Origin of the sequence: Streptomyces sp. NBC_01618, from assembly GCF_045209435.1 — a bacterium.
GTDB lineage: Bacteria > Actinomycetota > Actinomycetes > Streptomycetales > Streptomycetaceae > Streptomyces.
This window is the reverse complement of sequence record NZ_CP109297.1, coordinates 7,071,241-7,085,291: the sequence shown is the minus strand read 5'-3', so window position 1 is coordinate 7,085,291 and position 14,051 is coordinate 7,071,241. Positions and strand designations below refer to the sequence as shown.

The 14,051-nt window shown below is 71.7% G+C and carries 12 protein-coding genes; 3 read left to right on the top strand and 9 right to left on the bottom strand.

What is annotated here, in order from left to right; genetic code table 11:
* The 6 genes from OH735_RS32915 to OH735_RS32890 all read right to left on the bottom strand — a co-directional run bounded on the left by OH735_RS32915 (position 1) and on the right by OH735_RS32890 (position 6,121).
* Complete coding sequence (locus tag OH735_RS32915) at positions 1 to 1,347, bottom strand: 6-phospho-beta-glucosidase (RefSeq protein ID WP_406385297.1); 1,347 nt, start codon at positions 1,345 to 1,347, stop codon at positions 1 to 3.
* A gap of 172 nt (positions 1,348 to 1,519) precedes the next feature.
* On the bottom strand, positions 1,520 to 3,079 hold the full coding sequence (locus OH735_RS32910; protein WP_406385296.1) for a cytochrome P450: 1,560 nt from the start codon (positions 3,077 to 3,079) through the stop codon (positions 1,520 to 1,522).
* Between the two features lie 64 nt (positions 3,080 to 3,143).
* Positions 3,144 to 3,758, bottom strand: coding sequence for a GTP-binding protein (locus OH735_RS32905; RefSeq protein WP_406385295.1), 615 nt, complete (start codon positions 3,756 to 3,758; stop codon positions 3,144 to 3,146).
* Positions 3,739 to 4,110 (bottom strand): DUF742 domain-containing protein, encoded by a 372-nt coding sequence (locus tag OH735_RS32900; protein ID WP_406385294.1) that lies wholly within the window; start codon positions 4,108 to 4,110, stop codon positions 3,739 to 3,741. The genes OH735_RS32905 and OH735_RS32900 overlap by 20 nt, the downstream gene beginning before the upstream one ends.
* Positions 4,107 to 4,514, bottom strand: coding sequence for a roadblock/LC7 domain-containing protein (locus OH735_RS32895; protein WP_037698641.1), 408 nt, complete (start codon positions 4,512 to 4,514; stop codon positions 4,107 to 4,109). The genes OH735_RS32900 and OH735_RS32895 overlap by 4 nt, the downstream gene beginning before the upstream one ends.
* Positions 4,511 to 6,121 carry a sensor histidine kinase gene (locus OH735_RS32890; RefSeq protein WP_406385293.1) on the bottom strand — a complete coding sequence of 537 codons (1,611 nt, stop codon included), beginning with the start codon at positions 6,119 to 6,121 and terminating at the stop codon, positions 4,511 to 4,513. Before OH735_RS32890 ends, OH735_RS32895 begins: the two co-directional genes overlap by 4 nt.
* Positions 6,122 to 6,622: 501 nt before the next feature.
* On the opposite strand from OH735_RS32890, the gene OH735_RS32885 reads away from it, so the two are divergent.
* Entirely contained in the window at positions 6,623 to 7,423 is an 801-nt protein-coding gene (locus tag OH735_RS32885) for an IclR family transcriptional regulator (RefSeq protein ID WP_406385292.1), read from the top strand.
* A gap of 30 nt (positions 7,424 to 7,453) precedes the next feature.
* On the opposite strand, the gene thrS is transcribed toward OH735_RS32885, so the two are convergent.
* From thrS to OH735_RS32870, 3 genes are all read right to left on the bottom strand, one after another.
* Positions 7,454 to 8,722 carry a threonine--tRNA ligase gene (gene thrS, locus OH735_RS32880; RefSeq protein ID WP_406385291.1) on the bottom strand — a complete coding sequence of 423 codons (1,269 nt, stop codon included), beginning with the start codon at positions 8,720 to 8,722 and terminating at the stop codon, positions 7,454 to 7,456.
* A 265-nt stretch (positions 8,723 to 8,987) separates the two neighbouring features.
* Positions 8,988 to 9,494, bottom strand: a complete 507-nt coding sequence (locus OH735_RS32875) for a MarR family winged helix-turn-helix transcriptional regulator (protein ID WP_406385290.1) — start codon at positions 9,492 to 9,494, stop codon at positions 8,988 to 8,990.
* Positions 9,491 to 11,221, bottom strand: coding sequence for an FUSC family protein (locus OH735_RS32870; RefSeq protein WP_406385289.1), 1,731 nt, complete (start codon positions 11,219 to 11,221; stop codon positions 9,491 to 9,493). The genes OH735_RS32875 and OH735_RS32870 overlap by 4 nt, the downstream gene beginning before the upstream one ends.
* 409 nt (positions 11,222 to 11,630) lie before the next feature.
* Between OH735_RS32870 and OH735_RS32865 the strand changes: the two genes are divergently transcribed.
* Both OH735_RS32865 and pcaB read left to right on the top strand, forming a co-directional pair.
* Positions 11,631 to 12,398 (top strand): VOC family protein, encoded by a 768-nt coding sequence (locus tag OH735_RS32865; protein WP_406385288.1) that lies wholly within the window; start codon positions 11,631 to 11,633, stop codon positions 12,396 to 12,398.
* Between the two features lie 153 nt (positions 12,399 to 12,551).
* Positions 12,552 to 13,958, top strand: coding sequence for a 3-carboxy-cis,cis-muconate cycloisomerase (pcaB, locus tag OH735_RS32860; protein WP_406385287.1), 1,407 nt, complete (start codon positions 12,552 to 12,554; stop codon positions 13,956 to 13,958).
* The last annotated feature ends 93 nt before the right edge of the window (positions 13,959 to 14,051 follow it).

Genomic DNA, 14,051 nt, shown 5'->3' with positions numbered 1-14,051 from the left:
TCAGGGACGGTTCAGGTAGGCGAGGCCAGGATGGACCTTGAGGTATCCGTCGAGGAGACGGCGGGCCACCGTCACCGAGTCGACCAGCGGGTGCAGCGCGAAGGCCTTCAGGGCGGCGGCCCGCGAGCCGCTGTCCGCCGCGTCCAGCACCGCGCGTTCGACCGCCTTGACCGCGGTGACCAGGCCGACGGCATGGTACGGAAGCGGGTCGGCGGCGACGGGATGAGCGCCGTTCGCGTCGACGAGGCACGGCACCTCGATGACGGCGTCCGCGTCGAGCACGGAAAGCGTCGTGCGGTTGCGGACGTTGAGGATCAGCGAGGTCCGTTCGTTGCGGGCGATGGCCCGCATGAGGGTGAGCGCCACCTTCTCGTAGCCGCCGGACTCCAGATCGCTCTCGTCCCGCTCGCCGACTCCGGCGACCTCGCGGTTCTCCGACATGTAGGTGGCCTCGCGTTCGGCGCGGGTGCGGTCCCAGGTCTGCAGCGCGGGGACGGCCGGGTCCTTCATCCGGGCGTAGAAGCCCTCCTGCTGTTCGCGGAGGAAGGCGCCGCGGGTCTGCTCGGCGTCCTGGTAGGCGCGCACGGCCTCCCGGTTGAAGTAGTAGTAGTGCAGGTACTCGTTGGGGATCGCGCCCAGCGACCGCAGCCAGTCGACGCCGAAGAGGCGGCCCTCCTCGAAGGAGCCGAGCAGTTCCGGGTCCGCGAGCAGGCGCGGGAGTTCGTCGCGGCCGTCGACACGCAGTGCGCGGACCCAGCCCAGATGGTTGAGGCCGACGTAGTCGATCCGGGCCCGGTCGGGGTCGGCACCGAGCACCCGGGCGATCCGGCGGCCGAGACCCACCGGGGAGTCGCAGATGCCGATGACCCGGTCGCCCAGGTAACGGGACATGGCCTCGGTGACCAGGCCCGCCGGGTTGGTGAAGTTGATGACCCAGGCGTTCGGGGCGAGCCGCGCGACGCGCTGTGCGAGGTCGACGGCGACGGGCACGGTGCGCAGCCCGTACGCGATGCCGCCCGCGCCGACCGTCTCCTGGCCGAGTACGCCTTCGTCGAGGGCGACGCGTTCGTCGGCCGCCCGGCCTTCGAGGCCGCCGACGCGGATCGCCGAGAAGACGAAGTCGGCGCCGCGCAGTGCCTCGTCGAGGTCGGTGGTGGCGTTGACGGCGGGGGCGTCCGGGACGGTCGCGGCCTGGTCGGCGAGCACCCGGGCCACGGCGGTGAGCCGGTCGGCGTCGGTGTCGTGGAGGGTGACCGCGGTGACGCGGCCCTCGGCGTGATCGGCGAGCAGCGCCCCGTACACGAGTGGAACCCGGAATCCGCCGCCGCCCAGAATTGTCAGCTTCACGCTTCCGCATCGTACGGGGCCGGGTCCGGACGGGGCCCGAGCGACTCCGGACTGCTGCTCCCGCCTTGTGCGCACGGCGCCCGGCCCGGTGGCCGGGAACCCACGGGCGCGCGGGTCCACGGCCACCGGGCCGGTGATCGGTCTCGTCTCCGTCGCGGCGGACGGATCGGGGTCAGTCGCCGCTCCACCAGCGTGAAACGGCGCGCCACAGCCGAGCCGGTGCGGTCCCGCCCCGCTGCTGCGGAATGCGCCCGGCGGCGGACTCCCCGGCAGGGGTGCCTGCGGGCCCGTTGGCAGCCGTCGCACCCGCCCCGGTGCCCGTGGCGGCAGGGGCCGGGGCCGGGGCGCGGCCGGGTGTGGGGGCCGTGTGCCGGACCGTCGACTGGACCTCCCGGTCCTGGCATTGCGGGTTCGGCCTCCCCATGGACGGCGGTTCCTTGTCGTCCTGCGGCGGACGCGCGGCGAAGTCCGCCGGGAGTTCCACCAGGTGCCGCCCCATGAAGTTCCCGATCCAGCTCAGCTCGCTCTCGTCGACGGCGAGTTCGAGATCGGGCAGGCGCATCAGCAGGGCGTCGACGCCGACATCCGCGATGGCGCGTCCGATGTCCTGCCCGGGACATTCGTGGGGGCCGCCGCTGAACGCGAGGTGGGCGCGGTTGCCCTCCATGTCGGCCTTGAGATCGGGCCGTACGACGGGATCGGTGTTGGCCGGTGCGATGCCGACGATCAGGGCATCGCCCGCCTTGATCTGCTGACCGCCCAGTTCGGTGTCGCCCACCGCCCAGCGGCCGAAGACCGCGGTGAACGGTGGTTCGTCCCACAGCGACTGCTCGACCGCCTCGGGCACCGTCATGTGACCACCGCTGAGCCGGGCCCGGAAGCGGGGGTCGGTGAGCACCATCCGCAGGACGTTGGCGATCAGGTTCGCGGTCGCCTCGTACGAGGCGATGAGGATCAGCCGCAGATGCTCGCTGACCTCCTGGTCGGTCATCCCCGCCGGATGCTCGACGAGCCAGGTGGCGAAGTCGTCCGCGGGTTCGCGCCGGCGGCGCCGGACGAGCCGGGTCAGCGCTTCGAGGACGTACGCGTTGCTCGCGATCGCGGTCGCCGTGCCCCGGGTCATGTCGCGGGCGGCCTGGACCATCCGGTCGTTGTACTCCTCGGGCATGCCGAGGATCGCGCACATCACCATCATCGGCAGCCGCTCGGCGAACTGACTGACCAGGTCGACGCGGCCTTCCTGGCAGAAGTCGTTGACGAGCCGGTTGCTGTGGCGGTTGACGTGGCGGCGCACCCCGCGGGTGTCGATGCGGCCCATGCTGTCGGTGACCGCGCCGCGTTGGCGCTCGTGGGTGGCGCCGTCGGCGAAGACACAGATCGGCTGCCAGGTGAAGATCGGGGCGAGCGGGTGGTCCGGGGCGACGGTGCCGTCCTGCAGGGCCCGCCACCGCCGCGAGTCGCGGGAGAACTGCGAGGGGGTCCGGGTCATGTGCACGTTCTCGCTGTGGCCGAGGACCAGCCAGGCGGGCACGTCCCCGTGCAGCAGGACGGGGGCCACGCTGCCGTGTTCGGCGCGCAGTTTGTCGTACAGCCCGTTGGGGTCCCGCTCGGCCTCCGGGCCGTAGATCCGGCGTCGCCCGCCGGGGCCGATACCGAGGCCGTGGGCCGGGCACTCGGGGGGCGGAACCGGCCCCTGGGCCGCTCCGGGCTCGTAGTGGAATGGGGTTGTCACGATCGCTCCAGGGATCAGGATTCCAAGGACCAGACGGATGGGACGCGCGGGGGGGGTGCTGCGGTCAGGCGAGCGGGAGGGCCAGACTGTGCAGATAGCGCATCAGCGTCATCAGTACGTCGCGGCTGGAGGCGCGCAGCCGGGCGTCGCAGTCGATCATCGGAACCTCTTCGGGAAGGTCGAGGGCGCTGCGCAACACCTCGACCGGGTGTTTCGGGGCGTCGGGGAAGGTGTTGACAGCGACGACGAACGGGACGCCGCGCTCCTCCAGCCGCCCGATGACGTCGAAGCTGACTTCGAGGCGGCGGGTGTCGATGAGGACCACCGCGCCGAGGGCGCCCTCGAACAGGCCGTTCCAGAGGAACCAGAACCTTTCCTGGCCCGGGGTGCCGAACAGATAGAGGATCAGTTCCTCACTGATGGAGATCCGGCCGAAGTCCATGGCGACGGTGGTGGCGGTCTTGCTCTCCACCCCGAAGTTGTCGTCCACGCCGACGCCGGCCTGGGTCATGGTCTCTTCGGTGGTCAGTGGCCGGATCTCACTGACGGATCCGACCATGGTCGTCTTGCCGACCCCGAACCCGCCGACGATCACGACCTTCACCGCGGCGGTGGCCGTGGTGGGAAGGACGTCTTCGCGCCGGGGGCCGGTGATCGTGTCAGAGCTTCTGAAGTCCATGCATCACCGCTTCGAGAAGGGACCTGTCCGGGAGGGTGGCGCGGACGATGGGCGCGCGCGATTCGATGAGGTCGGCCGCGAGGAGTTCCGTGAGGAGCGATGTCACCACGCTGAAGGGCAGACCGAGGTACGCCGAGATCTCGGCAACGGATAAGGGCGCCTGGCAGAACCGCAGGATCACGGCCTGCTCGGGCTGGACCGTCGGCGTCGGCTGGGCCTTCGCGACGACCATCGTGACCAGGTCGAGCGGCGCCCGCTCGCTGCCGTCGGGATCGCCGGTGATCACGTACAGCCGTTCCGGATCGCTCAGTGCCGGATCGGCCTCTCGGCGTTCTCGTCGGGGAGAATTCATCCGGCCTGCCCGTCATGGCGCGGCGGGCTCGTCAGGTGGGCGCCGATCCTGACGACCATGTCGCGCATCCGTGCTCCGACGAGCCCCGCGTCGACCGTCTCACCGGCCAGGACGGCGAGGTACGCGCCCGTTCCGGCGGCCATCAAGTAGAAGAAGCCGCCGGTGACTTCGATGACGACCAGGCGCATCAGGCCGTCGCTGTAAGGGATTTCGGAGGCGACGGCGGCGGCCAGGCTCTGAAGTCCGGCGCAGGCCGCCGCGAGGCGGTCGGCGACATCGGGATCGCCGCCGTGCCGGGCGATGCGCAGGCCGTCGGCGGAGAGCACCACGATCTGGTGGATGTCCGGCACATCGTCGGCCAGTTCCTTGAGCATCCAGTCCATATTTCCCCGCTGCTGGATCACTTCAGGTCTCCCTTGTCCCAGGCATTGTCAGAGTCTTCGTCGGTCTTCGGGTCCTGCGGCACGCCGTTGACGGCGTTGGTGAAGGCCTCCAGCCAGAGCCCGGGGGGCTGTTCCTTGCCGCTGTCGGTCCCGCCGTGGCCGTTGCGCTGTCCCGCGGTCGGGTCGACGGGCTGTGCGGGGAGGTTGTGCGAGCCCAGGGGGGCGCGGCCGCGGCTGCGGCGTTGCGGGAGCCCTCCGGCGGTCCACTCGGTCACCACGGGGACGTCGTCCTCCATGGCGGCCGGGGGGAGTGCCGGCCGGGTGACGGGTGCGGCGGGTGCGGCGGGTGCGACGGGTCCGGTGGCGGGGCGCTGGGCCACGGGGCGGGGCTTGCGGCGGGGCGGCACGACGTGCTTCATCGCCTCCTGGTCGATGTCACTGGTGGGCCTCGACGTGGCGCCGATGCCGTGGGCGATACCGGGAGCGGGGCCGGTGGTGATCATCGCGCGGGGCACGATGAGCACGGCGCGGACACCGCCGTACGCGGACTGCCGCAGCGAGACCTGGAGGTCGTACATGCGCGCGAGCCGTCCGACGACGGCCATGCCGAGCCGGGGGGACTCGCCGAGGTCGTTCATGTTGGAGCCGGCCTGGGCCCGGGCGAGCATGTTCTCGGCCCGGGACCGGGCCTCCTCGCTGAGCGAGACACCGCCGTCCTCGATCTCGATGGCAATGCCGGTCTGCACCTCGACGGCGGTGACATGCACCCGGGTCTGCGGCGGCGAGTAGCGCGTGGCGTTGTCGAGGAGTTCGGCACAGGCGTGGATGAGCGGCTCGACGGCCGTGCCGATGATGGCGACCCTGGCGATCGAGTGCAGATCGATCCGCGGGTACTCCAGGATCCGCGACATGGCGCCGCGCAGCACGCTGAACAGCGGTACGGGCTTGGGCCACTGGCGGCTGGGGCGGGCGCCGCCGAGTACCGCGATCGAGTCGGCGAGACGGCCGATCAGCGCGGTGCCGTGGTCGATGCGGAGCAGGTCGTCGAAGACGTCGGGGTTGCGCCCGTGGTGCTCCTCCATCTCCCGCAGTTCACTCGCCTGGCGGTGGACGATCGCCTGGACGCGCCGGGCGACGTTGACGAAGGCGCGCTGCGCGGAGTCGCGCATCGCCTCTTCGTTGTCGATGATGTTCAGCACCGTGTAGACGAGGGTGCGTTGGGCGTCGGGCAGGTCGCGGTACGCGTCGTCCGCGTCGACGACGTCCCGGAGCACCTCTTCGGGTGAATTTCCCACCCGCAGCCGGTGGATGGCGGCCGGCAGGAGCTCCTTGCTGATCCGCACGGTCTCGTCGTCGTGGGTGGCGATGCGCCGTTCCAGGTCGGCGAAGCGCCGTTCGTACGCGGCACGCTGGGCGCGCATATCGCGTGCCCGGCGGGCGAGTTGAACGGTGAGTGCGGTGACCACGACGGTGGCGAGAGCACCGCACCAGACGACTGGTATCCGCGCGGCCGCGGAAACCAGCGCCGCCGCGGCGGCGGTTGCGCCGCCCGTCAGAAGCACGGGCAGCAACATGGCGCGGACGACGGGGATCCCTCGTTCGATCGGCGGTGATTCAGCACGAACCATCTAAAACCTCTGGCGGTTGATTCTGGAGGTAAACGCGCTTGAAGGACACTCAGGAACAAGCGCTCGAAATCATCTCAACTCGACTTCGCTGCGCGTGAGCTTAGTCAGATCGAATCAGGGCTTCGGCACATTCACCCAACCCCCTGCGCGAGCGCTCCCGCGGTAATACACTCACGAGTTTTCGCACGCACCGCCTCCGCGCGTGCACAGGGAGTGACGATCAAGGGAGGTCCGCGATCCGAGGTATCTGCCGTCCCGCAGTACGGGACACTTTCGCGGATGCTCGGCGAATTGCTCCGCCATCGTTGGCAATTGCCCCACGGTGAGGGACGCACGCACGCGTGATCGAAGCGGATCGAAAGGAGCGCATTGATGACCGAAGGACGGATGTACGGCGAGGTCGCCACAGCGACGGGCGCTGCGAGAGATGCGGAAGGTTCGGGCGCTGCGAGCGATGCGGAAGGTCCGCCTAGTGCGGGTGGCATGGAAGGTACGGGTGGCATGGAAGGTACGGCCGGTGTGGGCGGTACGGAGGATGCGAGCAGTACGGGGCCGGCGCGCGGCTACACCATCGAGTCGCTGGACACCGGACTCCGGCTGCTGCAACTGTTCCTGACGCATGACACCCTGACCGTCTCCGAGGCGGCCGGACTGCTCTCCATCGGCCGGTCCACCGCCCATCGGGTACTCAGCACCCTCGAAGGGCGCGGCTTCGCGGTCCGGGAACCCTCCGGGCGGGGCTACTCGGCAGGTCCGGAGCCGGCGCGGCTCGGCCGTCCGGCGGGCTTCGGCGCGGCCGTCCGCGAACAGCTCGGAGCCGTACTGGACGACGCGGTACGGCGCACCGGCGAGACCGTCCAGAGCGCGGCGCTCATCGGCGACCGGATCCTCGTCACCGACGGCCGCGAGTCGCCGCACCCGGTCCGGGTGATGCCGGAGAGGGGCCGTACGCACCCCGCACACGCCACCGCCGGCGGCAAAATGCTGCTCTCCCGGATGGCGGCGGATGAGCTCCACGCCCTCTATCCGCAGGAGCAACTTCCCCGGTTCACGCCGAACACCCTCACCTCACGGTCGGCGCTGTTCGCGGAGCTCGACGCGATCCGCTCCCGCGGATACGCCCTCAGCCGCGGGGAGTCGGTCCCGGGCCTGCATGCCGTGGCCGTTGCGCTGGCCGCGTCGAGCCGCCGGAACTGGCTCGCCCTGATGGCCTCGGCACCCGCCGACCGCGGCGACGACGCGGCGCTCGCCCGTCTGGTCGACGAACTGCGCCGGTCCGCCGCACTGTTCGGCGGGGCCTGATGTCGGCCTGATCCGAACGAGAGGCCCCGGCTAGTTCCAGAGGTCGGTGCTGTGGGCGTCGACGAGGGCGGCGATGCGGGCGAGGACCTCGTCGGCGGGCCGCGGATCGTGCCGGCGTCCGTCACGCAGGCGCAGGGCGACCCGGTCGTGGGTGGCTTCCCTGGCACCGATGACGGCTTGGTAGGGCACCAGCCGGGCTTCCCGGATGCGGGCGCCCAGGGTGCCGCGTTCCGGTCCGGCGGTCTCGGCCCGCAGCCCCAGACCGGTGCAGCGCCGGGCGAACGCCTCGGCGTCCGGCAGTTCGGCTTCGGAGACCGGGAGGATCACCAGCTGGGTGGGGGCGAGCCAGGCGGGGAAGGCCCCGCCGTACTCCTCGATGAGGTGGGCCACGGCGCGCTCGACGCTGCCGATGATGCTGCGGTGAATCATCACCGGCCGGTGTTTCGCGCCGTCCGCACCGATGTAGTGCAGGTCGAACCGGGCCGGCTGGTGGAAGTCGACCTGGATGGTGGAGAGGGTGAACTCCCGGCCGGCGCTGTCGACGAGCTGGACATCGATCTTGGGGCCGTAGAACGCGGCTTCCCCCTCCGCCGCCTCGTAGGGCAGTCCGGAGCGGTCGAGGACGTCGGTCAGCAGTGCGGTGGAACGCTGCCACAGTTCGGGGGCGGCGACGTACTTTCCGCCGGGGCCCGGGAGGGAGAGCCGGTAGCGGGCCGAACCGATGCCCAGCGCCCCGTACGCCCGGCGGATCAGTTCCAGCGCGGCCCGCGCCTCCTCGGCGGCCTGGTCCAGGGTGCAGAAGATGTGCGCGTCGTTCAGCTGGATGGCCCTCACCCGGGTCAGTCCGCCGAGCACCCCGGAGAGTTCGGAGCGGTACATGCCTCCCAACTCGGCCATCCTCAGCGGAAGTTCACGGTAGCTGTGGGAGCGGGAGCGGTACATGAGCGCGTGGTGCGGACACAGACTGGGCCGGAGCACGACCTGTTCCCCGCCCACGTCCATCGGCGGGAACATGTCGTCGCTGTAGTGCGACCAGTGCCCGGAGATCTCGTACAGCTCCCGCTTGCCGAGCACCGGTGAGTACACGTGCCGGTAGCCCGCCCGCCGTTCGGCGGTACGGATGTACTCCTCCAGGGTGTGGCGTACCACAGCGCCGTCGGGCAGCCAGTACGGCAGCCCGGCGCCGATCAGCGGATCGGTGTCGAACAGGTCCAGCTCGCGGCCGAGCTTGCGGTGGTCGTGCATGGCGGTCTCCTCGCGGTCGTGGGGCGGGTGACCGCAAGGCGAAGCCCGGGGCACTCGCCCCGGGGCTTCGGACTGAACAGCTGTCAGCGCGCCGGGACAATCTCCGGCGTCGTCGTCATGGCAGCGCGCTTCATGCGGGGGACGTTAGCAGCGACGTCCCGATGTCCGCGCGGCATTTTCGCCGGGCCGCCCAGCTCCCGGTTCGGCACCGGCCCCCGTTCGGCACCGGCCCCCGTTCGGCACGGGGCCCCGTTCGACACAGGACCCCGTTCGACAGGACCCCGTTCGACACCGGCCCGCGTTCACGTCGGCCTCCGGTTCAGCGTCCGGCGCCGCCGATGCGCCCCTCCAGCTGCACCAGCAACTCGCTGAGCTGGGCGCTGAGCCGGCTGCGGGCCTGCTCGTCGAGACCGGACAGCACCGTGCGTTCGTACGCCAGCTGGCGCGGCAGCAGCCGATCGACCATCTCGCGTCCCTCCTCGGTGAGGCGGACATGGGCGACGCGCCGGTCGCGGGCGTCGCCGCGGCGCTCGACGAGACCCCGTTCCTGAAGGGCCCGCAGACGCTTGGTGACGGCGGCGCCGGAGGAGAACGTCTCCCTGGCCAGCTCGCCGGGGGTGAGTTCGCGGTCGGTACGGCGTACCGCACCGAGCAGGTCGAACTCGGCGCGGGTCAGGTCGGCGGCGCGCAGCGGTGCGTCCTCCGCCTGCTGGAGCAGGGCCGCGCAGCGGTTGATGCGGCCGATGAGTTCCATCGGTCCGGTGTCGAGCTCCGGGTTGACGGCTTGCCACTGCCGTACCACCGAGGCGACGATGTCGTCGGTCACACCGCTCCGTTCTCCTGGACGGGGGCGATCAGCCCCTGCCGCTTCGCTGTCGCCGCGAGCGTACGGTGTCCGGCCTGCTCGGCCGCGAGTACCTGCTCCTGGGGCAGGGCGCGCTGCCACCATTCGCCCGCCGCGGTGTCATCGGCTTCGCGCAGTTCGACGAGCGAACCGGTCAGCCTGCGACGGGCGGCGTCGAGGGCGGCGGGCGTGGGCTGCGGGGCGGCCAGGGCGTGCACGGCGTGGGCGCGCGCCCGATCGGTGGCGGCGAGGGCCTTCTCCAGGCGCCCGGTGGCCCGGCGGTTCGTCACCAGCATGGCGGCGAGCAGGCCCACCGCGGCGCCGATCACGGTGTCCAGGACCCGGTCACCGATGAGTTCACCGGCCGGGTGGGTGCCGCCGAACTCCAGGACCAGCAGGGCCATCGGGGTGACGGCGATGGAGCCGAGCCAGTAGTTGCGGGTGATCAGCGCCTCGGCCGCGAAGCCGAAGAGCAGACAGAAGCCGATGAGGGCCAGGGGGCCGGTGCGGCTGACCGGGAGGACGGCGGCGAAGACGAGTACGCCGAGCAGATTACCGAGGGTCCGTTGGAGTGCCCGGTTCCAGGTCAGGGTCACATTGGCCTGGTAGAGGGAGGCGGCGGTGACGATCGCCCAGTAGGGGCGGCCCACGCCGGCCGCCTGGGAGGCGTATCCGGCGAGGGCGCAGCCGATGAGCACGCGGGCGCCGATGGGCAGCAGCGGGGAGCCCGGAGCGAGGCTGCGCAGCAGTGCGCGGCGGGCGTCGCGGCGGCTTGCGGTGCGCCGGGCGGCCCGTTCGGCGTCGATGCCGAAGAGTTCCTCCGCCGCGCCCGGAGCGGGCGGCGCGGTGGGGACGGGCCCGCGGGCACGGGTCTGCCGGGCCCAGGCTCGCAGCCGGTCCGGATCGGCGGCCGAGGCGTGGGCGGCTGCGGAGAGGGGAGCGGCCGGGGAGTCGCCGAGGGCGCCGCCGGCGAGGACGGCTTCGGCGTGGACGACGAGGCGTTCGAGCGCCCGGCGTACGGGGGTGGGGCGTCCGGCCGCGAGCAGGGTCTGCCAGGCCGCGTGCACGGCGGCGACCGCGGCGTGCCGGGTGCGGTGACCGGGTGCCGTGACGTATGCCGCGGCCGCGTCGAGTGCGCGGGCGGTCGCCCGGCGCTCCGGACCTTCCCTGCGGATCGCCGCGGGACCGACCGCGACCAGCCAGGAGACCGCGCCCGCGACCAGGGTCAGCGCGAGGTGGCCCGGGACCTGCCCGAGGTGCTGCGGGGCGAAGAGCGCGGCCGAGGTGATGAACGTGAAGATCAACGGTCCGGGCGGGCCGATGCGGGTGGCGTCGCAGAGCATCTTCTGCGCGGCCGCGAGAACCGCGCCCACCGCGATCAGCACGACGGTCGATCCGGTGAGCGAGGCCGCGACCAGGGATATCGCCAGGCCGATGACCATGGAGACGACGACTCCGGCGACGGCGCGGGCCCGGCGGGCATACGGCAGGTTGTGGCCGTACAGCGCACAGAGGGAACCGGCCATCGTGTACATCACGAGGTCGAGCCGGTCCATGGCGAACAGCACCAGATCCGGTACGGCGGTGGCGACGACCACACTCAGCGCCGGTTTGAACCACATGTCCGAGGGCCGGGCGAGGCGCAGGGGAGCCACCAGCGGGAGTCTGCGGACGGAGGGCCGACGGGGCCGGATGGTTGTATCACTCACCCAAACACTTTAGCAGGTATTACACCCGTAAAACATCACGCTCGTCCCGGCGCTCTGCCGCACGGCACCGATGGCTGACCTCTCCGTGAAGCAATAGCGTTCAGGCACAAGGACAGAGAGTCACCCATCGGTACGTCCACGTATCCATCCGTCGATGTGTCGATACATCCCGGCATCGGTACGTCCACACTTCACTAAGACCGACCGGCAAATGGGGGGTGGAAGAAGGAGCGGGGCTGGGTGCGTGCAGCTGCAAGGCGGAGGATTGAGGCATGGCGGAGCCATGGTGATTGACGACAACGCCGCAGATGTGCGTGCCCAGCCCCGCGACGCCGCCCCCCATTTGCCGGTCGGTCTAAGTCCACGCGTCCGCCCGCCCGCACATCCGCCCGTCCATGGAGGAAACCGAATGAAGCTCACCGCACCGGTGCCCGGCGGTCCCTGCTGGGTCGAGCTGAGTACCCCCGACATCCCTGCCGCCAAGTCGTTCTACGCGGCGCTCTTCGGGTGGCGCTCCGAGACCGACCCGCGCGAGGAGGCGGGCGGCTACACCATGGCGCACCTCGCAGACGCGCGCGTGGCCGCGCTCAGTCCGATCTACCAGCCGGGACAGCCGCCCGCCTGGACGGTTTCGTTCGCGACCGAGGACACCGACGCGACGGTCGAGAAGGTGAGGTCGGCGGGCGGCTCGCTGCTGGTCGGCCCGATGGACGTGTTCGACCAGGGCAGGTTCGCGGTGGTCGCGGACCCGTCGGGCGCGGTGTTCTCGTTGTGGCAGGGGCGTGCCTTCGCCGGTGCGGAGCTGCTGAACGCCCCGGGCGCGCTCGGCTGGGTCGAACTCGTCACCCGACAGGCCGACCCGGCGCTCGCTTTCTATCCCGCGGTCTTCGGGTGGACGGTGAACGCCGCTTCCGGGAACTATCCGCAGTGGGGCGTGGCCGGCGAGGACTTCGGCGGCCTGCTGGTCATGGACGACAGGTTCCCGCCACAGGCGCCGCCGAACTGGCTGCCGTACTTCGCCGTGCCGGACGTCGACCTGGCGGCGGCCACCGCGCAGGGAGCGGGCGGCGAGCTGCTGATGCCGCCGACGGACGTTCCGGGCGGTCCACGGATCGCGGTGGTACGGGACCCGCAGGGCGCGGCGTTCGGCATCCACCGGGCGGGCGACGAAGGCTAGTGCCCCTCCCGGCAAGAGGGCCTGTCCGACCCCGATCCGCCGGACAGGCCCTGGTGCCCAGCGCTGGTCCCGACACGCACGGACCCGCGTATCCATCGGTTCGACATCCGCCTGCCGGCGGGAACGGCTAACGGTCTTCCTGGAGTTCAGCTGATGTACGAGAGCGATGCCGGACTGCTCGCCCCCGGGCGGGCCGGCTCCCCCGCCGAGGCGGCCACCGGTGACGGCGCCTTTCTGCAGGCGATGCTCGACGCCGAGGCCGCGCTCACCCGCGCCCAGGCCGACTGCGGGCTCGCGCCCGCCGAGGCCGGGCGGGCGGTGACCGCGGCGGCGGCCGACGCGAGCCGGTTCGAGGTACGGAGTCTGGCGCTGCGCGCCCGGACGGACGGCAATCCGGTCATCCCGCTGGTCGTCGACCTGGCCGCCGCGGTGGAGCCCGGTGTCCGGCCGTACGTGCACCGCGGCGCCACCAGTCAGGACATCCTCGACACGGCCGCCATGCTGGTCGCCGCGCGGACCCTGGCCCCGGTGCTCGACGATCTGGTGCGGGCCGCGGACGCGGTGGCGCGGCTGGCCGTCGCCCACCGCAACACCCCGATGGCCGGCCGTACGCTCACCCAGCACGCCGTGCCGACCACCTTCGGGCTGAAGGCGGCGGGGTGGCGTGCGCTGATCCTCGACGCACGGGACCGCCTGTCGGCCGTACGGGAGTCGCTGCCCGCACAACTCGGCGGTGCGGCGGGCACGTTGGCCGTCTTCGACGCCTTCACGCCCATCGGCGCAGCCGATGCCGGTGTTTCCGGCACCGATGCGTCCGGCACCGTCGCCGCCGAGGACGGCGGCCCGGGGCTGCCCCTGCTCCAGGCATTCGCGAACGAACTCGGTCTGGCCGAACCGCTGTTGCCGTGGCACACCCTGCGGACCCCGATCGCGGACCTGGCGGGTGCGCTCGCCTTCACGGCAGGTGCGCTCGGCAAGTTGGCCGCCGACGTGCTCGTCCTGTCCCGTACCGAGATCGGTGAGGTGACCGAGGGGCAGGGCGGTGGTTCGTCCACCATGCCGCAGAAGGCCAACCCGGTGCGCGCCACCCTCGTCGTGGCGGCCGCCCGGCGCGCTCCGGGCCTGGCGGCGACGCTGTACGGCTCGCTCGTCGCCGAGGACGAGCGGCCGGCCGGGGCGTGGCACGCGGAATGGGAGCCGCTGCGCGAGCTGCTGCGGCTCGTCGGCGGGGCCGCGTACGAGGCAGCCGAACTCACCGACGGGCTGCGGGTCGTCCCGTACGCCATGCGAGAGAATCTCCAGCTCACCGACGGGCTGATCGTCGCGGAGCGGCTGGCCGCCGTGTTCGCCGAGCGGATCGGCCGCAAGCGTGCCAAGGAGGTCCTGGTGAACGCCGCCGCCCGGGCCCGCGCGGAGACCACGGACCTGGCCGACGTCCTCACCGACGTACTGGACGAGGAACCCGAACTCGCCGGTCTCGACCTGGGCGAACTGACCGACCCCGCCCGGTACACCGGCTGCGCGGGCTCCCTCACCGACCGCGCGCTCGACCGCGGCTGACCGGCCCGGTGGACCTGGGGTCTTCCGTTTGGATCAGGCCGGATCCGCCTCCTGGCCACACCAGCTGCCGCCGCACACCCAGGTGCCCCCTCG

Excerpts from the sequence above, each read along its gene's own strand:
- OH735_RS32905 (WP_406385295.1), bottom strand. The coding sequence starts at position 3,758 with ATGGACTTCAGAAGCTCTGACACGATCACCGGCCCCCGGCGCGAAGAC.
- pcaB (WP_406385287.1), top strand. The coding sequence starts at position 12,552 with ATGTACGAGAGCGATGCCGGACTGCTCGCCCCCGGGCGGGCCGGCTCC.
- OH735_RS32885 (WP_406385292.1), top strand. The coding sequence starts at position 6,623 with ATGGAAGGTACGGCCGGTGTGGGCGGTACGGAGGATGCGAGCAGTACG.
- OH735_RS32900 (WP_406385294.1), bottom strand. The coding sequence starts at position 4,110 with ATGAATTCTCCCCGACGAGAACGCCGAGAGGCCGATCCGGCACTGAGC.
- OH735_RS32890 (WP_406385293.1), bottom strand. The coding sequence starts at position 6,121 with ATGGTTCGTGCTGAATCACCGCCGATCGAACGAGGGATCCCCGTCGTC.
- OH735_RS32865 (WP_406385288.1), top strand. The coding sequence starts at position 11,631 with ATGAAGCTCACCGCACCGGTGCCCGGCGGTCCCTGCTGGGTCGAGCTG.